Source organism: Telluria sp. PB2R4 (assembly GCF_059685695.1).
In genome coordinates this window covers 693,243-713,009 of the sequence record NZ_JCASIC010000001.1, presented here as the reverse complement: position 1 = coordinate 713,009, position 19,767 = coordinate 693,243, and the positions used below count along the sequence as shown (strand labels likewise).

16 protein-coding genes are annotated in these 19,767 nt (G+C 67.0%); 10 read left to right on the top strand and 6 right to left on the bottom strand.

The annotated features are described in order from the left end of the window. Nucleotides 1-61 precede the first annotated feature (61 nt). The 4 genes from cphA to AC56LU_RS03095 all read right to left on the bottom strand — a co-directional run bounded on the left by cphA (nt 62) and on the right by AC56LU_RS03095 (nt 5,026). The gene (gene cphA, locus AC56LU_RS03110) at nt 62-2,662 is read right to left on the bottom strand and encodes a cyanophycin synthetase (RefSeq protein WP_497174127.1); all 2,601 of its coding nucleotides are present in this window, start codon (nt 2,660-2,662) and stop codon (nt 62-64) included. Then, on the bottom strand, nt 2,659-3,531 hold the full coding sequence (locus tag AC56LU_RS03105) for a cyanophycinase (RefSeq protein ID WP_497174126.1): 873 nt from the start codon (nt 3,529-3,531) through the stop codon (nt 2,659-2,661). The genes cphA and AC56LU_RS03105 overlap by 4 nt, the downstream gene beginning before the upstream one ends. Continuing rightward, nucleotides 3,528-4,439, bottom strand: a complete 912-nt coding sequence (locus tag AC56LU_RS03100; protein ID WP_497174125.1) for an isoaspartyl peptidase/L-asparaginase — start codon at nt 4,437-4,439, stop codon at nt 3,528-3,530. Before AC56LU_RS03100 ends, AC56LU_RS03105 begins: the two co-directional genes overlap by 4 nt. A 131-nt stretch (nt 4,440-4,570) precedes the next feature. Beyond that, nucleotides 4,571-5,026, bottom strand: coding sequence for a DUF2244 domain-containing protein (locus AC56LU_RS03095; protein ID WP_497174124.1), 456 nt, complete (start codon nt 5,024-5,026; stop codon nt 4,571-4,573). Between the two features lie 154 nt (nt 5,027-5,180). On the opposite strand from AC56LU_RS03095, the gene AC56LU_RS03090 reads away from it, so the two are divergent. From AC56LU_RS03090 to AC56LU_RS03075, 4 genes are all read left to right on the top strand, one after another. After that, a complete protein-coding gene (locus AC56LU_RS03090; RefSeq protein WP_497174123.1) occupies nt 5,181-6,446 on the top strand; it encodes an Hsp70 family protein in 1,266 nt (421 codons plus the stop codon). Nucleotides 6,447-6,510: 64 nt separating this feature from the next. Continuing rightward, a complete protein-coding gene (locus AC56LU_RS03085; protein WP_497174122.1) occupies nt 6,511-7,161 on the top strand; it encodes a 3'-5' exonuclease in 651 nt (216 codons plus the stop codon). A 175-nt stretch (nt 7,162-7,336) separates the two neighbouring features. Further along, nucleotides 7,337-8,785, top strand: coding sequence for an SEL1-like repeat protein (locus AC56LU_RS03080; protein ID WP_497174121.1), 1,449 nt, complete (start codon nt 7,337-7,339; stop codon nt 8,783-8,785). 113 nt (nt 8,786-8,898) lie between these two features. Then, nucleotides 8,899-11,085: a prolyl oligopeptidase family serine peptidase gene (locus AC56LU_RS03075; RefSeq protein WP_497174210.1), complete on the top strand. Its 2,187-nt coding sequence runs from the start codon at nt 8,899-8,901 to the stop codon at nt 11,083-11,085. A 48-nt stretch (nt 11,086-11,133) separates the two neighbouring features. Here the strand turns inward: AC56LU_RS03075 and AC56LU_RS03070 are convergent, their stop codons facing one another. Then, nucleotides 11,134-11,709 carry a helix-turn-helix domain-containing protein gene (locus AC56LU_RS03070; RefSeq protein ID WP_227811449.1) on the bottom strand — a complete coding sequence of 192 codons (576 nt, stop codon included), beginning with the start codon at nt 11,707-11,709 and terminating at the stop codon, nt 11,134-11,136. Nucleotides 11,710-11,877: 168 nt separating this feature from the next. On the opposite strand from AC56LU_RS03070, the gene AC56LU_RS03065 reads away from it, so the two are divergent. The 6 genes from AC56LU_RS03065 (at nt 11,878) to moaD (ending at nt 18,632) form a co-directional block, all read left to right on the top strand. Beyond that, nucleotides 11,878-13,083, top strand: coding sequence for a glycine C-acetyltransferase (locus tag AC56LU_RS03065; RefSeq protein ID WP_497174120.1), 1,206 nt, complete (start codon nt 11,878-11,880; stop codon nt 13,081-13,083). A 15-nt stretch (nt 13,084-13,098) separates the two neighbouring features. Continuing rightward, a complete protein-coding gene (locus tag AC56LU_RS03060) occupies nt 13,099-14,067 on the top strand; it encodes an NAD-dependent epimerase/dehydratase family protein (RefSeq protein WP_497174119.1) in 969 nt (322 codons plus the stop codon). 61 nt (nt 14,068-14,128) lie between these two features. Continuing rightward, a complete protein-coding gene (locus AC56LU_RS03055) occupies nt 14,129-15,517 on the top strand; it encodes an L-serine ammonia-lyase (protein WP_497174118.1) in 1,389 nt (462 codons plus the stop codon). 140 nt (nt 15,518-15,657) lie between these two features. Next, a complete protein-coding gene (thrC, locus tag AC56LU_RS03050; RefSeq protein WP_497174117.1) occupies nt 15,658-17,133 on the top strand; it encodes a threonine synthase in 1,476 nt (491 codons plus the stop codon). A 13-nt stretch (nt 17,134-17,146) separates the two neighbouring features. After that, nucleotides 17,147-18,355, top strand: a complete 1,209-nt coding sequence (locus AC56LU_RS03045; RefSeq protein WP_497174209.1) for a molybdopterin molybdotransferase MoeA — start codon at nt 17,147-17,149, stop codon at nt 18,353-18,355. 19 nt (nt 18,356-18,374) lie between these two features. After that, the gene (gene moaD / locus AC56LU_RS03040; protein WP_497174116.1) at nt 18,375-18,632 is read left to right on the top strand and encodes a molybdopterin converting factor subunit 1; all 258 of its coding nucleotides are present in this window, start codon (nt 18,375-18,377) and stop codon (nt 18,630-18,632) included. Between the two features lie 43 nt (nt 18,633-18,675). Here the strand turns inward: moaD and dctP are convergent, their stop codons facing one another. Continuing rightward, nucleotides 18,676-19,692 (bottom strand): TRAP transporter substrate-binding protein DctP, encoded by a 1,017-nt coding sequence (gene dctP / locus AC56LU_RS03035; protein ID WP_497174115.1) that lies wholly within the window; start codon nt 19,690-19,692, stop codon nt 18,676-18,678. Between the last annotated feature and the right edge of the window lie 75 nt (nt 19,693-19,767).

Sequence of the window (19,767 nt, the reverse complement as noted above, 5' to 3'; positions counted from 1 at the left end):
TTAAGTAACACTTAAGCAAAACGCCCAAAGCAGGGGCGTTTCGCGTGGCGAGGAGGGGTGCCTAGATGGCTTCCGTTTCGATCCGGCGCGCCAGTTCCGGCTTGTCAGGACGCAGCGCATCCGCCAGTTCCGACAAGGCGGTACCGCAGCCGAATACCAGCACGTCGCCCGGCTGGCACAGCGACAGGCCGTGACGGATCGCGCGATGCGATTCCAGCACCACGGCCAGCGAGTCGTCGGCCAGCCTCGCCAGTTTGGCGCCGCGCACCAGCAGCGATGCGGTCTCGCCCTCGGGACGTCCGCGATTCCCGGCCTCGAACACCACCAGGTCGTCGAAGCCGGCCGCGCAGACCCGGCCGATGTCGATCAGATCGGCATCGCGGCGGTCGCCCGGCGCGGCAACCACGCCGACCAGGCGGCCGCCGCTCAACGCGCGCGCGCTTTCGGCCAGCGCGGCATAGGCGGCGCAATTGTGCGCGTAATCGACGATGACGGTGACGCCGTCGACGTCGAACAGGTTCGAACGCATCGGGTTGTTTTTGGCGTCGGACACGAAGCTGCGCAGGCCGTCGGCGATCTCCGGGTTACCGAAGCCGTGGGCGGTGAGGGCGGCTGCCGCGGCCAGTGCGTTGGCGATGTTGAAGCGCGCCGCGCCGCCCAGCGAGACCGGCATCTGGCGCGCATCGACCAGCGCCTCGTGACGCGTGCCGTCGGCCAGCACCACGGTCTGGTCCTGCAGGTAGACTGCACGTCCGCCGTTCTCCAGGTGGCGCAGCAGGACCGGGTTGTCGGCGTCGAGCGAGAAGAAGATCACTTCCACCCCGTCGCGCAGGTTCCTGGCCATCGCCACGCAGTAGTCGTCCTCGGCATTGAGCACCACCGCGCGCGAGGCGCGCCCGGCCACCACAGCCTTCACCCTGGCCAGGTCGTCGAGGGTTTCGATGCCGTCCAGGCCCAGGTGGTCACTGGAGACGTTCAGCACCACCGACACGTCGACCCGGTCGTAGGCCAGGCCGCGCTTGAGGATGCCGCCGCGCGCCGTTTCCAGCACCGCGAAGTCCACGCCAGGGGCGGCCAGGACGCTGCGCGCCGAACGGTAACCGGTGCAGTCTCCCTTCGTGGTGAGCACGCCGTCCACGTACACGCCCTCGGTGGTGGTCACGCCCGTATGCAGGCCGGCCTGGCGCGCCGCATGTGCGATCAGCAGCGAGGTGGTGGTCTTGCCGTTGGTGCCGGTGACGGCCACCGTCGGGATGCGGCCGTCGCACTCGCCGAACAGTGCGTCGACGATGGCGGCGCCCGCGTCGCGTGGCGTGCCGCGGCTCGGATAATGGTGCATGCGGATGCCGGGCGCGGCGTTGACTTCGATGATGCCTCCGCGCTGCTCGCGCAGCGGCAGTGCGATGTCCTGGCACACGATGTCGATGCCGGCGATGTCCAGCCCGACGGTGCGGGCGGCGCGGATGCAGATCTCGCGGGTTTCCTCCGGCAGCAGGTCGGTCACGTCTTCGGCGGTGCCGCCGGTGGACAGGTTGGCATTGCCGCGCAGCTCGGCGCAGACGCCGCTGGCAAGCACGGTGTCGAAATCATGGCCCTGCTTGGCCAGTGCCTCGAGGGCCAGCGCATCCATCGCGATTTTGGTGAGGATGTTGGTGTGGCCTTCGCCGCGCGCCGGATTGCGGTTCTCGATCTCGGCCAGTTCGCGGATGGTCGAGCGGCCGTCGCCCGTCACGCAGGGTGGGCGGCGCCAGGAGGCGGCAGCCACCTTGCGGCCGGTGACCAGCACGCGGTAGTCGCGCCCCTCCAGGTGCTCTTCGACGATCACCTGGCGGCCATGCTTGCGCGCATGGGCGAAGGCGCGCGCCACTTCGTCAAGGGTGGCGCAGTTGGTGGTCACGCCCTTGCCCTGATTGCCGTCGAGCGGCTTGACCGTGGCCGGTCCGTTCAGGCGGCGCGCGGCGCGCAGCGCTTCTTCTTCGGTCCTCACGGTGCTGCCCGCCGGGACCGGCACGCCGGCCACCTCGAGCAGCGCCTTGGTCAGCTGCTTGTCGCTGGCGATGCCGACCGCGATCGAGTTGGTGGCGCCGGTGATGGTCGCCTGCAGCCGTTTCTGGCGGCTGCCCCAGCCGAGCTGGAACAGGTTGGCCTCTTCGGTGAGGCGCAGCGCCGGGATGCCGCGCCGCAGCGCGGCCTGGACCACGGCATTGGTGCTGGTGCCGATGGCATGGTCCTGGGCGGTCTCGCGCAGGCTGGCCAGCGCGGCGTCCAGGTCATAGGCGCGGTCCTGCGCGGCGGCGTGGACCAGCTCGAGTGCGGTGCACAGTGCGGCGCCGGCCACCTGTTCGATGGTGTAGCCGCAGACGACGCGGCGGCTGCGCGGCGCGCCGGCCACGGCCAGGGTGGCCCGGGCCTCGCCGGGGGCGCCGGCCAGGCGCTGCAACTCCATCGCGACCGGCTCGACCGCGTCGACCAGCAGGGCGTCGTCGGCCAGGCGCACGGCGGCGTCCGGCGGCAAGTCCGGCAAAACGGCGAACAGGCGCGCGGCGAATCCGGGCGCCGCATTGGCTTTGCCTTCGGCGCCATCCTCGATGACCGCCATCAGGCAGGGGGTGGCGGCATACAGGTTGGGGCCGCGCAGCACACGTTTTTCCTTGATCTTCATGAAATCGGGTTCCGTTTCGTTACATTTTCTAAAAAATCGAGCAGTGGCGGCGGCAGGCCCTTGCCGGGGTCGGTCGCACCACGTGGCAGCTGGTAGCTGCTGCCGGCGGGGAGCAGGTGCAGGCGGACGTCGATCAGTTCCGGGGTGTCGCGGTCCTTGATGAAAGCCACGTTGGTAATCATGGTGCGCCCGTCGACGATGGTGACGGCACCCTGGCCCAGCACTTCGATGCCGGCGCCGATGCCGACCACCAGCGCGGTGTCTTCGTCGATGCCGATGCCTTGCAAATAGGGGTTCTGCGCCACCACGCTGAGCAGGCGCGAGAGGCGCTGGCGCTCAGAGAAGTGCTGGTCGATGACGACACGGTGCAGGAAGCCCAGGCCGGCCCCCAGGCTCACCGAGCCTTTCTCGGGCAGGATTTCTGCGCGGCCCTGGGCCAGCATGTGGCCGGACATGGCCGAGGCCCCGGCGCTGGTGCCGCCGATGGTCGCGCCGCGCCGCTTCAGCGCCACGTGCATCGCGGCGTCCAGGGCGCTGCCGCCGATCAGGGCCAGCAGGCGCTTCTGGTCGCCTCCGGTCATGAAGATGCCGGTGGCCTGGTCGACCTGGCGCACGAATTCCTCGCTGTTGGCGTCCTGGCGGCTGGTCACCTCCAGGTGGCTGCGGTTCTGCACGCCCAGGCTGCCGAAGGCGTCGTCGTAGATGCTCCACATCTCCTCGGCGATGGTGCTGGCCGCGGTGATCACCAGGATGTTGGCGTTGGCGCCGCCCGACAGTTCGACGAAGCGCCTGAGGATCGCCATGTCGTGCGTGCGGTCCTCGTGGCCGCCGATGACCACGAGATGGCCGTCGTTTCCCTGTTCGCTCATCGCTGGGTCATCCTTGCCTGGGGCATGCCGTGGCGGCACAAGGCGCTTGACTCGGTGCGGCTGACCGCGATCAGGCCGACGACGACCTCCTTGTCGAACAGGTCGAGCCCACGCTCGAGTGCCCGTTCGAGCGGCATCCCGTCCTCGATCCAGCCATAGACGGTGCGCGCCAGCAGGTGACGCACGATGTGCTCGCCAATGCCGGTGGCGGCCACCGCGCCGTGCGGCCCGGCGTAGAATCCGCTGCCGATGATCGGGCTGTCGCCCACCCGGCCCAGCAGGCTCGGGGCCGAGCCGCCGGTGGAGCAGGCCACCGCGAAGTGACCGTCGGCGCCGCGCACCACCGCACCCACCGTGTCGCAGGCGCTCGACTTGGGTAGCTGCAGCGGGGTCTTGTAGTTCCAGAAACGGTCGAACAGGCGCTTGTCGATACCCGGCATCAGCGGCACCGAGCCGGCCAGCTCCTGCATCAGCTTGCGGTGGTCGGCGCGCTGGCGCTCCGCGATCGGGGCGCTGCCGGGCATGCCGATCGAGCGCGCGAAGCGCTGCGCGCCTTCGCCGGCCAGCATCACGTGCGGGGTGTCGGCAATGGCGCGCGCCAGCTTGACGGGATTCCTGACGTCGCGCACGCAGGCAACGGCGCCGAGGCGGCCGCGGGTATCCATGATCGAGGCGTCCATCTCGATGGTTTCGCCATCCAGGCAAAGGGTCGAGCCGCTGCCGGCGTTGAAGCGGCCGTCGTCCTCGAAGGTGGTGACGGCAATGATGGCGGCGTCGAGCGCGTCGCCGTTGGCTTCCAGCTGCGCCAGCGCGCGGCGCGCGGCCAGCACGCAGCCGTCTTCGTTCTCGACCGGGGCGCCTGCGCCGCCGTGGACGACAACGGCGCCGGCCTGTTGTGGCTTGTTCATGTGGTTCGTGATCCTGTTGTTGTGCACTGCAAAATGCGTGGCAATATTGTCACGCAGTCAAGACCGTCATTATGGGCACGGGTGTGCGCGCACCACATCGGTACAGTTGCCGTGCTTGTGTAAGAAGTTGCTTACAGGGAGCACCCGGGTCCGCCGTACAGGAGGGAGGCGCCTCGCAAGGCGCTGCGCAGGGCGCGTACCAGCTCCAGGCGTGCGGAGGGTGTCAGAAAACGCCCAATCTCGACACGCGCGCCGCGTGCCTCGATCACGACCAGGGTACGTATGCCGGCATCCGGCAGGCTGATCCGGGCGTGGCCCGGATCGAGCTGGATCCTGGAGCGGTGCGCGCCGTCCGCACGTTCGACCAGCAGGCAGCCGCCGGCCAGCACGATGCGCTCATGGTCGAGCGCATGGCGGCAATAGTGGAGCAGGGCGGCACCGACTGCGCCGGTCTCGACCAGGGCAAAGGCCAGCACCATCCAGGCACCGCGCCAGGTGAAGACCAGGGCGATGCCGAGCGTGGCGGCGCACAGCAGCGCATAGACGAGCAGCGCCTGGCGCGGCGTCATCGAGCAGTTGCGCTTCATGAGCCACTCGCGTGGCGTGGAGTCTGTGGTCGCTGTCAATACCATGTGGTCAAGTTTGCCACAGCCTGGAGAAAGGCAACGCCGGCGTGTTTCACGCCCCCCGTTATCTGTTACCATGTCGGCCCCCAAACGCACCTCCATCGACAAGGTTCCTATGGCGCTCGCATGCGGCCTCGATTTCGGCACGTCCAATTCCACCGTCGGCTGGCTGTCCGGCAACGCCGCGCAGGCAGGCGCCAGCGCGCTGCTGGCCCTCGAAGACGGCAAGGCGACCCTGCCCTCGGTCGTGTTCTTCAACGCCGACGACGAACAGGTGAGCTATGGCCGCGCCGCGCTCGCCGACTATCTCGAAGGCTACGAGGGCCGCCTGATGCGCTCCCTGAAAAGCCTGCTCGGCACCAGCCTGATCGACGGCCAGACCGAGGTCGCGGGACGCGCGTTGCCTTTCAAGTCCCTGCTGGGCCAGTTCATTAGCGAGCTCAAGCGCCGTGCCGAACGCCAGGCCGGGCGCGAATTTGGCAGCGCCGTGTTCGGCCGCCCGGTGTTCTTCATCGACGACGATGTGGACGCCGACCGCCGCGCCCAGGACACGCTGGAAGAGGTCGCCAAGGCGAGCGGCTTCCGTGACATCTCCTTCCAGTACGAGCCGATCGCCGCCGCCTTCGACTACGAGTCGCAGATCGACCGCGAGGAACTGGTCCTGATCGCCGACATCGGCGGCGGCACCTCGGATTTCTCGCTGGTGCGTCTCGGCCCGGAGCGCGCCGGGCGGGTGGAGCGGCGCGACGACATCCTGGCCAACGGCGGCGTGCACATCGGCGGCACCGACTTCGACAAGTACCTGAGCCTGGCGAGCGTGATGCCGCTGCTCGGCTACGGCAGCAGCATGCTGTCGGGCGCCGCGATCCCGTCCAGCTACTACTTCAACCTGGCCACCTGGCATACGATCAACCAGGCCTACACCCGCAAGAGCATCGCCCAGCTGGCCGACCTGGTGCGCGATTGCGCCGAGCCGGGCAAGCTGGTACGCCTGCAAAAGCTGATCGACGAGCGTGCCGGCCACTGGCTGGCGATCCAGGTCGAGGCGGCCAAGATCGGCCTGTCGGCCAGCCCCGCGGTCAGCATGGAGCTCGACCGTTTGTCGCCGCCCGAGTCACTGGTGGTGACGCGTGAAGGCTTCGAAGCGGCGATCGCGCAACTGATCGACAGTGTCGGGGCCACCGTGCAGCGCCTGTTTTCCGAGGCCGGGGTGGAGCCGGATGCGGTGGATACGGTATTCTTTACCGGCGGCTCGAGCGGGGTGGCGCTGCTGCGCGACCGGATCGCGGCGCTGGTGCCGCGCGCGCGCAAGGTCGAGGGCGACCTGTTCGGCAGCATCGGCGCCGGCCTGGCGCTGGACGCACTGCGCAAGTTTGGATAATGATCAAAGCACATAACAATTCCCGCCATGGCGGGATTGTTATGTGCGTATACCGGGAACTGATATGAGTGTGTTTGAACGCCCGATCGTGATGCTCGACTTCGAGACCACCGGCCTGTCGCCCGAGATGGGCGACCGCATCACCGAAGTGGCCGCCTTGCGCATCGTCGGCGGCGAGATCCGCGAGCGCTACGTCTCGCTGGTGAACTGCGGCGTGCGTGTGCCGTCCTTCATTACCCAGCTGACCGGCATCACCCAGCAGATGGTCGACAGCGCACCCCCGAGCCAGCGCGTGGTGGCGGAACTGCTCGACTTCATCGGCGGCGACATGCTGTCGGCCCATAACGCCAGTTTCGACGAGAAGTTCCTGAAGGCCGAAGGCTGGCGCATCGGCCGTCCGACCGGGCACTGCGGCCTGGTCTGTTCGCTGAAACTGTCGCGCCGGCTGTTCCCGGGCCTGCCCAGCTACAAGCTCGGCAACTTGTCGAACCGCCTCGGTATCCAGTTCCGCGGCACCGCCCACCGGGCCGAGGCCGACGCCGAAGTCGCCGCCGAGGTGCTGCTGCACGCGGCGCGCCAGCTTGGCACGACCCACGGGCTGCCCCAGGTGGCGCCGGACCTGCTGGTCTCGGTGAATAAACTGGCCGCCGCCAAGGTGCCGGTCTTCCTGGACAAGTTCGCGAGCCTGGAACGCGAGCGCAGGGCAGCGGCCTGAACCGCGACTGAGCCCCTTTTATCTTCCTGCTACCACGTCTTTGCATGCGTGTCGCGGCTGTGCGATTGTGCAGACGCAAACCGCAAGCAGGGCGCCGTCCTTAAAATTTTAACAACGGCGGGAGATTCTCCAACCCGCCTGTGTTGATGCCGCCGACGGGCGCAAGGGGGTAGGAATGCATCGCCAGAACGCTGCCCGAGAGGGGCACGAAGTCTTCCAGTGGTTCCTTCCCGCCGCCGAGCGCGGCAACCCGTACGCCCAGTTCAACCTCGGCCTGCTGTACAAGCATGGCGACGCGGTCGAGCGCGACGACGTCCGCGCGCTCGAGTGGATGCAGCGCGCCGCCCGGCAGGGCCTGGCGGCCGCCCAGAACCATCTCGGCGCCATGTACTGCAACGGCCGCGGCGCCCCGCGCAGCGATGAACTCGCCGTGCGCTGGTTCGTCCGCGCCGCGGCCCAGGGCGATCCCTCCGCCCAGCAGAACCTCGGTCAGCTCTACCGCAAGGGCCGCGGCGTGCCGCAGTCGAACGAGATCGCCTTCGGCTGGTTCTACCGCGCCGCCGAACAGGGGCTCGCCAGTGCCCAGAATCTGCTCGGCGAATGCTACCTCCAGGGGCTCGGTGCGCCGGTGAGCCAGCCGCTGGCGATGGCCTGGTTCCGCAAGGCCGCGCGCCAGGGGCACGGGCCGGCCCAGCTCAACCTCGCACTGATGTACCGCCGCGGCGACGGCGTCGACGCCGACGACGCGCAGGCGGTGTGCTGGTTCCGCGAGGCGGCGGCAGGCGGCATCCCGACGGCACAGCGCTTCCTCGGCCTGGCCTACGCCAAAGGCCAGGGCGTTCCGCTCGACACGGCGCGCGCCATCGCCTGGCTCGAGCGGGCCGCCGCGCAAGACGACGCCGAGGCCCAGTATGGTCTCGGCACGCTGCTGGCGTCCGGCAAGGGGCCTGGGGGCGACGAGCGGGCGCTCGAATGCTTCCTGCGCGCCGCGGCGCGCGGGCACGTGCAGGCCCAGTACTGGGCCGGAGTCATGTTTGCCAACGGGCGCGGCGCGCGGCGCGACCCGGCACGGGCGCTCGAATACTACCTGCGCGCCGCCGAGCAGGGCGCGGCCAACGCCCAGTTCAGCCTCGGCGTCATGTATGCCAAGGGCGAGGGCGTGCCGCGCGACGACGCGCTGGCCGCCGAATGGTACCGTCGCGCGGCCCAGCAGGGCGACGCCAGCGCCCAGAACAACCTCGGCGTCCTGTATTCCAGCGGCCTGGGCGTGCCGCACGACGACACCCTCGCCACCTACTGGTACCGGCAGGCCGCCGAGCAGGGCCACGCCCTCGCCCAGTACAACCTGGGCGGCATGGTCAACAGCGGCCGTGGCGCCGAGCGCGATCCGCTGCGCGCCTACATGTGGATGGTCCTGGCCGCCAGTGGCGGCCAGGACGGCCGCCCTGGCAGCCAGGACGGCCGCCCTAACAGCCAGGACGGCCGCCCTGGCAGCGAGGAAGACCGCCACGCGCGCAGTGGCGTCGCCGCGCGCCTGGGGGCGAACGGCGGACCCTGGGCGCGCGCCCTGGCCACCCGCGTGCGTGCGGCGCGCCGCGGCGCGTCACCCCGTCAGGCCTCGTAAGGACGGCGACCCCTCAGTATTGTCAGGCGGCGCCGCATTTGCGAGCCCGGCAATTCGCGTTATGATGGCCGTCGGCGCAAGCCGACCCCATGAATAACTCGAACGAGATCGACATGACCCTGAGACACGCAACGCTCGTCACCCTGCTCGCGGCAGCCTTCAGCGCCAATACGGCGCTGGCACAAAGCTGCCCGGCCGGCGCATCCGCAGCTGGCCCCTCCTTGACCTACCCGGTCACCAAGAAGGTCGACCAGTCCGACAACTACCACGGCACCACGGTGGCCGATCCCTACCGCTGGCTCGAGGACGCGAACAGCGCCGAGACCAAGGAATGGGTGACCGCCCAGAACGAGGTGACCCAGGCCTACCTGGCGCAGATCCCGCAGCGCGCGGCGATCCGCGAGCGCCTGACCAAACTGTGGAACTACGAGCGTTACAGCGTGCCGGGCAAGGAAGGCGGCCGCTACTTCTATTCGCGCAACGACGGCCTGCAGAACCAGTCGGTCCTGTACACCCAGAAGAGCCTGACCGATACGCCGCGCGTGCTGCTCGACCCGAACACCATGTCGAGCGACGGCACCGTCGCCCTGGCCGGCGCCGCCGTCAGCCCGGACGGCAAGCTGCTGGCCTACAGCACCGCCGCCTCGGGTTCGGACTGGAACGAGATCCGCGTGCGCGACATCGAGACGGGCAAGGACCTCGCCGACCACGTCAGGTTCGTCAAGTTCTCGAGCACCGCCTGGACCAAGGACGGCAAGGGCTTCTTCTACAGCCGCTACGACGAGCCGAAAGAGGCGACCAAGCTGGCCGACGTCAACTATTTCCAGAAGCTGTACTTCCACCGCATCGGCACCCCGCAAAGCGCCGACACCCTGGTCTACGACCGCCCGGACCAGAAGGAGTGGGGCTTCGGCGGCAGCACCACCGATGACGGCCGCTATCTTGTCATCACCACTACCAAGGGCACCGCGCCGAAATACCGCGTGTCCTACAAGGACCTGTCCAAGCCCGATTCGAAGGTGGTCGACCTGGTCGACAACTTCGACGCCGGCTACGACTTCATCGACAACATCGGCAGCGTGTTCTACTTCAGCACCGACCGCAACGCGCCGAAGAAGCGCATCGTGGCGATCGACGTGAACAAGCCGCAGGAAGGCAACTGGAAAGAGATCGTCGCGGAAAGCGCCGACACCCTGGCCGGCGCCGACATCATCAACAACCAGCTGGTGCTGGAATACCTGAAGGATGCGCGCAGCGTCGTGCGCGTCCACGCCCTGGACGGCAAGCTGGTCCGCGAAGTCAAGCTGCCGGGCATCGGCACCGTCGGCGGCCTGTCGGGCAAGCGGGGCGAGACCGAGACCTTCTACTCGTTCGCCGGCTTCACCACCCCGACCACGATCTACCGCCTGAACCTGAAAACCGGCCAGAGCACCGTGTTCCGCCAGCCGAAGGTCGACTTCAATCCGGCGGACTACGAGACCCGCCAGCAGTTCTATAGCAGCAAGGACGGCACCAGGGTCCCGATGTTCATCGTGTCGAAGAAGGGCCTCAAGATGGATGGCGCGAACCCGACCTACCTGTACGGCTACGGCGGCTTCAACATCTCGATGACACCTGGCTTCTCCCCGGCCAACCTGGCCTGGATGGAGATGGGCGGCGTCTACGTGGTGGCCAACCTGCGCGGCGGCGGCGAATACGGCGAAGCCTGGCACCAGGCCGGCACCAAGCTGCAGAAGCAGAACGTGTTCGACGATTTCATCGGCGCGGCCGAGTGGCTGGTCGCCAACAAGGTGACGTCGCCTTCCAAGCTGGCCATCGGCGGCGGCTCCAACGGCGGCCTGCTGGTGGGCGCGGCCATGACCCAGCGTCCGGAACTGTTCGGCGCGGCGATTCCGGCCGTGGGCGTGATGGACATGCTGCGCTTCCACAAGTTCACCATCGGCTGGGCCTGGACATCGGACTACGGCTCGTCGGAGAACCCGGAGGAGTTCAAGGCCCTGGTCAAGTACTCGCCGCTGCACAACCTGAAACCGGGCACCTGCTATCCGGCGACCATGGTGACCACCGCCGACCACGACGACCGCGTGGTCCCGGCGCACAGCTTCAAGTACGCCGCGGCGGCCCAGGCTGCGCAGGCAGGAGCCGCGCCGGTCCTGATCCGCATCGACACCAAGGCGGGCCATGGCGCGGGCAAGCCGACCACCAAGCAGATCGAGGAAGTGGCCGATCGCTGGGGCTTTTTGGCGCGCGAGCTGAAGATGGGTGAGGCCTCGGCCCAGGCGGTTGGCGGCAGCAAGTAAGCTGTTTGACCGTTGGCTTTCGTAGGGTGGGCAGGTCACCTGCCCACGCTACCGTTGTACGACGACCAACAGCGCCTTGGCCTCGGTCTTCCCCGCATTCCGAATCACATGGTCATGGTCGGCCGGGTAGCGCGCCGTCCCCCCATGCTTGATCTTCTTCTTTTCCGCCCCCACTTCCAGCTCGATCGTCCCGCTGATCACGGTCAGGTGCTCCTTGGTGCCCGGATCGTGGGCCTGCGAAGCCATTTCGCCGCCCGGCGCCAGGGTCAGCTCGTACCACTCGTACTTGCCGGCCAGGTCCATCGGCCCCAGGATGCGCAGCGAATAACCGGCATGGGCGCCGGGCAGGGTGGGCGTCTCGTGGGCATCGACCACCCGGATCAGGTCGACCGCCCGCACCTCGGACGACAGCAGCTCGCCGATCTCCACCCCCAGGGCATTGGCCAGGCGCCAGGTGATGGCGATGGTGGGATTGGCCTTTTCGCGCTCGATCTGCGACAGCATCGACTTGGATACCCCGGCGATCCGCGACAGGTCTTCCAGGGTCAATCCGCGTGCCAATCGCAGGCGCTGTAGCGTGGCGCCAACTTCCGGCGGGGCGTTATTTGTTAGAGTCTTTGTCATTGCCTTTGGCTTGCCAAGTTCATTGGCTGGGGGTAAGATTCGATATATTGAATTTTTGTTCGACATACAGAACTCGGTTCCATGAACCGAACGAGTCCAACGATACGACATTCGCCAGCCGCCGGTCAAGCCGCAGCTGGCCAACCAGACAACCAGGGAGTGGGAACCATGAGCGACCAAGCATTCTATAGCGGCCTGCAATCGAAACTCGAGACGCTGCGCAGCGACGGCCTGTTCAAGCCGGAGCGCGTGATCGCTTCGCGCCAGGGTTCTGAGGTGGTCGCGCAAGACGGCCGCACGCTCATCAATATGTGCGCCAACAACTACCTGGGCCTGTCCGGCGACGAACAAACTTCCGAGGCGGCGGCCGCGGCGCTGGAAAAATACGGCTACGGCCTGTCCTCGGTGCGCTTCATCTGCGGCACCCAGACCGTGCACAAGGAACTGGAGCAGAAGCTGTCCGAATTCCTCGGCACCGAAGACACCATCCTGTACGCGGCCGCGTTCGACGCCAACGGCGGCGTGTTCGAGCCGCTGTTCGACGAGAACGACGCGATCATCTCGGACGCCCTGAACCACGCATCGATCATCGACGGCGTGCGCCTGTGCAAGGCGGCGCGCTACCGCTACGCCAACAACGACATGGCCGACCTGGAAAAGCAGCTGCAGGCCGCGACCGAAGCGGGCAAGCGCCACAAGATCATCGTCACCGACGGCGTGTTCTCGATGGACGGCACCATCGCCCAGCTGGACAGGATCGTCGCGCTGGCCGAGCAATACGGCGCCCTGACCATGATCGACGAATCGCACGCCTCGGGCTTCATGGGCAAGACCGGGCGCGGCACCCACGAACACTGCGGCGTCATCGGCAAGATCGACATCATCACCGGCACCCTGGGCAAGGCCCTGGGCGGCGCGATGGGCGGTTTTACCTCCGGCCGCAAGGAAGTCATCGAAACCCTGCGCCAGAAGTCGCGTCCCTACCTGTTCTCGAACACCCTGGCGCCGATGATTGCCGGCGCGTCGATCTCGGTGCTGGACCGCATCTCGAAGTCGACCGAACTGCGCGACCGCCTGCACGAGAACACCGCATACTTCCGCAAGGAGATCGAGCGCATCGGCTTCACCATCAAGCCGGGCACGCACCCGGTGGTGCCGGTGATGCTGTTCGAAGCGCCGGTCGCACAGAAATTCGCCGCCCGCATGTTCGAACTGGGCGTGCTGCTGTCGGGCTTCTTCTATCCGGTGGTGCCGATGGGCCAGGCGCGCGTGCGCGTGCAACTGTCGGCTGCGCACACCCGCGAACAGCTCGACACCGTGCTCAAGGCCTTCGAACAAGCCGGCAAAGAGCTGGGCATCCTCAAGAATCAATAAGATCGGAACAGAACAATGGAACGCATCCTCATCATCGGCGCCAATGGCCAGATCGGCAGTGAACTGGTCAGCGCCCTGGCCGAACAGCACGGTCCGAACAACGTGATCGCTTCGGACATCGGTGCGGACAACGTCTACGGCGCGGCGCGCTACACCCGTCTCGACGTGCTGGACAAGGACGCCCTGGCCGCGCTGATCGATAACGAAAACATCACCCAGGTCTACCAGCTGGCGGCGCTGCTGTCGGCCACGGGCGAGAAGGCGCCGCTCAAGGCGTGGACGCTGAACATGGACGGCCTGCTCAACATCCTCGAAGTGGCGCGCGAGCGTAGTCAATCGGAAGACCCGGCCGCCAAGCCGCTGAAGCTGTTCTGGCCTTCGTCGATCGCCGCCTTCGGTCCGAACACGCCGGCGGAGTCGACCCCGCAGTACGCGGTGATGGACCCGACCTCGATCTACGGCATCAGCAAGCTGGCCGGCGAGCGCCTGTGCGAGTACTACCATAGCAAGTACGGCGTCGATGTGCGCTCGATCCGCTACCCGGGCATCATCAGCTACAAGTCGCCTCCGGGCGGCGGCACCACCGATTACGCGATCGCCATCTTCCACAGCGCACTCAAGGGCGAGACCTACGAATGCTTCCTGGGTCCGGAAACCACGCTGCCGATGATCTACATGCCGGACGCGATCCGCGCCACCATCGAGCTGATGGACGCGCCAGCCGAGAAGGTCGTGATCCGTTCCTCGTACAACGTGGCCGGCGTGTCCTTCAACCCGCGCGAGCTGGCTGCCGCCATCAAGAAAGCGCTGCCGGAATTCGAGATCGCCTACAAGCCGGACAGCCGCCAGCAAATCGCCGATTCCTGGCCGAAGAGCCTGGACGACAGCCGCGCCACCAGCGACTGGGGATGGAAGGTACGCATCGGCGTGGACGAGATGGTGGCCAGCATGCTGAAGAACGTCGACGTCGGCGTCACTGCTTGAGCTTACCGCTTAACTTCACTGCATCAACGCAATAATAAAAAACTGAAGAGTCGAGACAACGATGGATATGAGCGTTTTTGATCTGTTCAAGATCGGTATCGGGCCGTCGAGCTCCCACACGGTGGGGCCGATGGTGGCCGCGCGCCGCTTCTTGCTGGAGTGCGGGTCGCTGGACAACGCGGTAGGCGTCGAGGCCCACCTGTACGGGTCGCTTGCGCTGACCGGCGTCGGCCACGCCACCGACAAGGCCGTGATCCTGGGCCTGATGGGCGAGACCCCGCAGGGCGTCGATCCGGAGTCGGTCGAGGACAAGCTGGCCGAAGCCGAGATGGACGGCGTGCTGCGGCTGCTCGGCGAGAAGGAAGTGCCGTTCCAGTACCGTACCGGTCTCGTATGGCACAAGCAGTCGACCCTGCCGGAGCACCCGAACGGCATGAAGTTCGTGCTGCAGCTGCTTGATGGCAGCATCATCGAACGCATCTATTACTCTGTCGGCGGCGGCTTCATCAACGCCGCGGGCGAGAGCCAGAACCGCGCCCCTGACGCCTCGGCAGTCCAGGTGCCTTACCCCTTCAGCACCATGAGCGATTTGCTGGCGCTGGGCAAAGAGCACGGCTTGTCGATCCCGCACATGCTGCGCGCAAACGAGCTGGCGCGCATGACCGAGGCCGAGCTGGATGCGGGCCTGGACCGGATCTGGGAGACCATGCGCGACTGTATCGCCCACGGACTGGTCACCGAAGGCCAGCTGCCGGGCGGCCTGAACGTCAAGCGCCGTGCGGCCAGGCTGTGGCAGCAGGCCCACTGCGTCGAGGGCAAGCGCGTTAACGAGCTGCCGCATGATGCGACGCACCACGTGACGCTGTACGCGATGGCCGTGAACGAAGAAAACGCCGCCGGCGGCCGGGTGGTGACGGCGCCCACCAACGGCGCGGCCGGCATCATCCCGGCGGTGCTGCGCTACTACGCCGAGGATTGCCGTCCGAGCGATGCGGCCAAGGGCATCCGCGAGTTCCTGCTCACAGCGAGCGCGATCGGCATGCTGTGCAAGAAGAACGCCTCGATCTCGGGCGCCGAAGTCGGGTGCCAGGGCGAGGTCGGGGTGGCCTGCGCCATGGCGGCGGCCGGCCTGGTGGCGGCGCTCGGCGGCTCCAACGAGCGTATCGAGAACGCTGCCGAAATCGGCATCGAACACCACCTCGGCATGACCTGCGACCCGATCGGCGGCCTGGTGCAGATTCCCTGTATCGAGCGCAACGGCATGGGCGCGATCAAGGCCATCACGGCCGCCTCCCTGGCGATCAAGGGCGACGGCACCCACTTCGTCAGCCTGGACAACGTGATCGAGACCATGCGCCAGACCGGGGCGGACATGCAGGTAAAGTACAAGGAGACTTCGCTGGGCGGACTGGCGGTGCACGTGGTGACGGTGAATCACGCGGCTTGCTGAGCCAAGTTCAAGTTGGGTTCCCGCGCAGCGGGAACCCAATTCCGCTCCGCAGCCACTCACTTTTTTTGCACCACAGCATACGATCCATTCGGGCGCTATAATAAAAGTTCAACTTTGGCCCCAACCGGATCTCCTACCGTATGCATTACGTCTCCACCCGCGCGACCAGCGCGTCCGCAGCACGCAATCCCCAGCGTTTTTCCGACATCCTGCTAGCGGGCCTGGCCCCGGACGGCGGCTTGTACCTTCCCGAAGAGTATCCGCAGGTAACGGGCGCGGAACTCGACGCCTGGCGCCGACTGTCCTATGCCGATCTCGCCTACGAGATCCTGCGCAAATTCGCCACCGACATCCCCGATGCCGACCTGCGCGCATTGACCGCCAAGACCTATACCGCCGATGTCTACCGCAACGCGCGTGAAGGCGAATCCGCCGCCGACATTACTCCGCTGCGCGTGCTCGAAGACGGCGCGCAGGGCAAGCTTGTGTTGCAGGCGCTGTCGAACGGCCCGACCCTGGCCTTCAAGGACATGGCCATGCAACTGCTCGGCAACCTGTTCGAATATGCGTTGGACAAGAACAACGACGAACTGAACATTTTTGGGGCCACCTCCGGCGACACCGGCAGCGCGGCCGAATACGCGATGCGCGGCAAGCGCGGCGTGCGCGTGTTCATGCTGTCCCCGCACCAGAAGATGAGCGCCTTCCAGACCGCGCAGATGTTCAGCCTGCAGGACCCGAACATCTACAATATCGCGGTCGAGGGCGTGTTCGACGACTGCCAGGACATGGTCAAGGCGGTGTCCAACGACCTGTCGTTCAAGGCCCGCCACAAGATCGGCACCGTCAACTCGATCAACTGGGCGCGCGTCGTGGCCCAGGTGGTGTACTACTTCCGCGGCTACCTGGCCGCGACCACGAGTAACGACCAGAAGGTCTCGTTCACCGTCCCGTCGGGGAACTTCGGCAACATCTGCGCCGGCCACATCGCCCGCATGATGGGCCTGCCGATCGACCAGCTGGTGGCGGCCACCAACGAGAACGACGTGCTCGACGAGTTCTTCCGCACCGGCGTGTACCGCGTGCGCAAGCCGAGCGAGACCTACCACACCAGCAGCCCGTCGATGGACATCTCGAAGGCCTCGAACTTCGAGCGTTTCGTGTACGAACTGGTGGGCCGCGATGCGGAGCGCACCCATCTGCTGTTCCGCAAGGTCGACACCCATGGCGGCTTCGACCTGTCGGGCGCGCCCGGCAGCGATGGCGACGAGTGGAAGCTGGTTGGCCAGTACGGCTTCGCTTCCGGCAAATCGACCCACCTCGATCGCCTCGCGACCATCCGCGACGTGGCCGACGACTACGGCATCACCATCGACACCCACACCGCGGACGGCATCAAGGTCGCACGCGAGCACATGCAGCCGGGCGTACCGATGATCGTGCTGGAAACCGCGCTAGCCGCGAAATTCAACGAGACCATCCTGGAAGCGCTGGGCACGGATGCCGATCGCCCAGCCGGCTTCGAGGATATCGAGGCGCTGCCGCAGCGCTTCGTCGTGATGGGCACCGACGTGGATGCCATGAAGGCCTACATCGCGCAGCACACGGGGCTGTAGAATGAAGCCCCCAATGCAGTCCGTGCGCGAGGCCTTGGGCCAGCTGCTCGACGCGGCGCGTCCGGTGCTTGACACCGAGACTGTGCCAACCCTAAATGCGAACGGCCGCGTGCTGGCCGAAGACCGGCACGCCACCATCAACGTGCCCTCGCACGACAATACCCAGATGGACGGCTATGCGGTGCGCGCGGCGGATTGCGCGAGCGGCAGCGCCACCCTGCGCGTTGCCCAGCGCATTCCCGCCGGCAGTGTCGGCCAGCCGCTCGAGCCGGGCACCGCAGCGCGCATCTTCACGGGCGCCCTGATTCCGCCCGGCGCCGATGCCGTCGTGATGCAGGAGCAGTGCGAGGCGGTGGGCGACAGTGTCACCGTGCGCCACGCGCCGCGCGCGGGCGAATGGATTCGCCGCACCGGCGAGGACGTGGCCGCCGGCTCGGTCATCCTGCCGGCCGGCACCCGCCTGCGTAGCCAGGAACTGGGCCTGGCCGCCTCGGTGGGCCTGGCCGAACTGCCGGTGCTGCGGCGCGTACGCGTCGCGGTGTTCTTCACCGGCGACGAGCTGGCGATGCCGGGTGAGCCCCTGCAGCCGGGCGCGATCTACAATTCCAACCGTTTCACGCTGCGCGCCCTGCTGGAGAACTTCGGCTGCGACTTCACCGACTACGGCATCGTGCCCGACTCGCTGGAGGCCACCCGCGCCACCCTGCACGAGGCGGCCCGGCAGCACGACCTGATCATCACCTCGGGCGGCGTGTCGGTGGGCGAAGAAGACCACATCAAGCCCGCGGTCGAGGCCGAGGGTCAGCTGAACATGTGGCAGATCGCGGTCAAGCCCGGCAAGCCGCTGGCCTTCGGCGAAGTGCGCCGGGAAGGCGGTTTTTCGTACTTCATCGGCCTGCCGGGTAATCCGGTGTCGAGCTTCATTACCTTCCTGCTGTTCGTGCGGCCGTTCCTGCTGCGCCTGCAGGGCGTGTGCGGCCCGGTGGAGCCGCGCGGCTATTTCGTGCGCGCCGACTTCGCACTGCCGAAGGGCGATCGCCGCAACGAATTCCTGCGCGTGCGCGTAAATGCGGCCGGCGGGCTCGACCTGTTCCCGAACCAGGGCTCGGGCGTGCTGACCTCCACGGTCTGGGGCGACGGGTTGGTGGACAATCCGCCGGGCCAGGCGATCCTGGAAGGCGACCTGGTGCGCTTCATCCCGTTCGCGGAATTACAGCACTGAGTGCAGCATTAAGGATCACATGGACATCACATTGCGGTATTTTGCGTCGGTGCGCGAGACGCTCGGCATGGCCAATGAACGCCTGGAGTTGCCAGGAAGCGCAACGACGGTGGGCGGGGTGCGCGAGGCGCTGGTGTCGCGTGGCGGCGTATGGGCCGAGGCGCTCGGCCCGGACCGTGCCGTGCGGATGGCGTACAACCAGGTGATGTGCGGGCCCGACACTGCGGTGGCCGATGGCGCCGAGGTGGCCTTTTTTCCGCCGGTGACAGGCGGATGAGGTGGCCAGATAAGGTGGTCGGCAAAGCCGACCACGTCACGGCTCAAATCATCGCGATAGACTGCTCGGCCAGTTCCAGCAGCTTGGCGCAGTTGGCACTGCGCTCGCCGAATTCGCGCCATGCGTTGGTGCGTGCGACCGCCTGCCACTTGCGCAGCGCTTCCGCATCCATGTCCACCACGTGCGCCCCCGAAGACCGGTACACCGTCGCCACCCGCGCGTCGTCGGCGCGCGCGGCCTTGAGTGCGAAGCTTTCCAGCCCGGCGCCCACGGCCATCACCGCGGCCTGCTGCTCCTTGGTGAGGCGGTCGAACACGGTGCGCGACATCATCAAGGGCTCGAACATGAACCAGTAGGCGCCGCCGCGTGCGGTGGTCAGGGCACGGCTCGATTCCTGCAGCTTGAACGAGATCAGCGAGGTCGAGGAGGTCAGCGCCGCGTCGAGCCTGCCGTCGCGCATGGCGGCCGGGATCTCGTTGGACGGCAGGTTGACGATCGTCGCGCCGGCGTCGAGCAGCAAGCGGTCCATCTCGTGCGAGCCGCCGCGTACCTTCAGGCCGGCCACGTCTTCCGGATGCAGGATCGGCTTGCCGCGCGAGGCCACGCCGCCGGCCTGCCAGATCCAGCTGATCACCACCAGGCCCTGTTCGTTCAGGATGCGGGTCAGCTCGCGCCCGACCGGCGCATTCTTCCAGGCATAGCCTTGCTCGTACGAGGTGACCAGGCCGGGCATCAGGCCGATATTGGCTTCCGGCGCCTCGGCGCCCGCATAGGACAGCGGCACCAGTGCCATGTCCAGGCCGCCGCTGCGCAGCGCGCCGATCTGGGCGTTGGGGGCCATCAGGCTGGCGGCCGGATAGATCGAGAATTTCAATCCGCCACGGGTGCGCCGCTCGACGTCGGCCGCGAACATGCGGCACAAGCGGTCACGGAAATCGCCTTCGGCGATACTGCCGCGCGGGAACTGGTGGGAGATCTTCAGCTTGTTTGGCTGCGCCCAGGCGGACTGCATCCAGAGTGGACTGGACGCGATTGCGCCCAGCATTGTCCTACGGGACATTGCTGCCCTTGTTGTTACCGACATACACATCCTCCAAGATGTTGAAACGGACTGCTTTCCCGAATCGTGGCTGAC

Bases quoted from the DNA above. Each gene is read 5' to 3' on its own strand.
- AC56LU_RS03100 (WP_497174125.1), bottom strand. From the start codon at position 4,439: ATGAACAAGCCACAACAGGCCGGCGCCGTTGTCGTCCACGGCGGCGCA.
- thrC (WP_497174117.1), top strand. From the start codon at position 15,658: ATGCATTACGTCTCCACCCGCGCGACCAGCGCGTCCGCAGCACGCAAT.
- cphA (WP_497174127.1), bottom strand. From the start codon at position 2,662: ATGAAGATCAAGGAAAAACGTGTGCTGCGCGGCCCCAACCTGTATGCC.
- moaD (WP_497174116.1), top strand. From the start codon at position 18,375: ATGGACATCACATTGCGGTATTTTGCGTCGGTGCGCGAGACGCTCGGC.
- AC56LU_RS03095 (WP_497174124.1), bottom strand. From the start codon at position 5,026: ATGAAGCGCAACTGCTCGATGACGCCGCGCCAGGCGCTGCTCGTCTAT.
- AC56LU_RS03080 (WP_497174121.1), top strand. From the start codon at position 7,337: ATGCATCGCCAGAACGCTGCCCGAGAGGGGCACGAAGTCTTCCAGTGG.
- AC56LU_RS03055 (WP_497174118.1), top strand. From the start codon at position 14,129: ATGGATATGAGCGTTTTTGATCTGTTCAAGATCGGTATCGGGCCGTCG.
- AC56LU_RS03070 (WP_227811449.1), bottom strand. From the start codon at position 11,709: ATGACAAAGACTCTAACAAATAACGCCCCGCCGGAAGTTGGCGCCACG.
- AC56LU_RS03085 (WP_497174122.1), top strand. From the start codon at position 6,511: ATGAGTGTGTTTGAACGCCCGATCGTGATGCTCGACTTCGAGACCACC.
- AC56LU_RS03065 (WP_497174120.1), top strand. From the start codon at position 11,878: ATGAGCGACCAAGCATTCTATAGCGGCCTGCAATCGAAACTCGAGACG.
- AC56LU_RS03060 (WP_497174119.1), top strand. From the start codon at position 13,099: ATGGAACGCATCCTCATCATCGGCGCCAATGGCCAGATCGGCAGTGAA.
- AC56LU_RS03090 (WP_497174123.1), top strand. From the start codon at position 5,181: ATGGCGCTCGCATGCGGCCTCGATTTCGGCACGTCCAATTCCACCGTC.
- dctP (WP_497174115.1), bottom strand. From the start codon at position 19,692: ATGTCCCGTAGGACAATGCTGGGCGCAATCGCGTCCAGTCCACTCTGG.
- AC56LU_RS03075 (WP_497174210.1), top strand. From the start codon at position 8,899: ATGACCCTGAGACACGCAACGCTCGTCACCCTGCTCGCGGCAGCCTTC.
- AC56LU_RS03105 (WP_497174126.1), bottom strand. From the start codon at position 3,531: ATGAGCGAACAGGGAAACGACGGCCATCTCGTGGTCATCGGCGGCCAC.
- AC56LU_RS03045 (WP_497174209.1), top strand. From the start codon at position 17,147: ATGCAGTCCGTGCGCGAGGCCTTGGGCCAGCTGCTCGACGCGGCGCGT.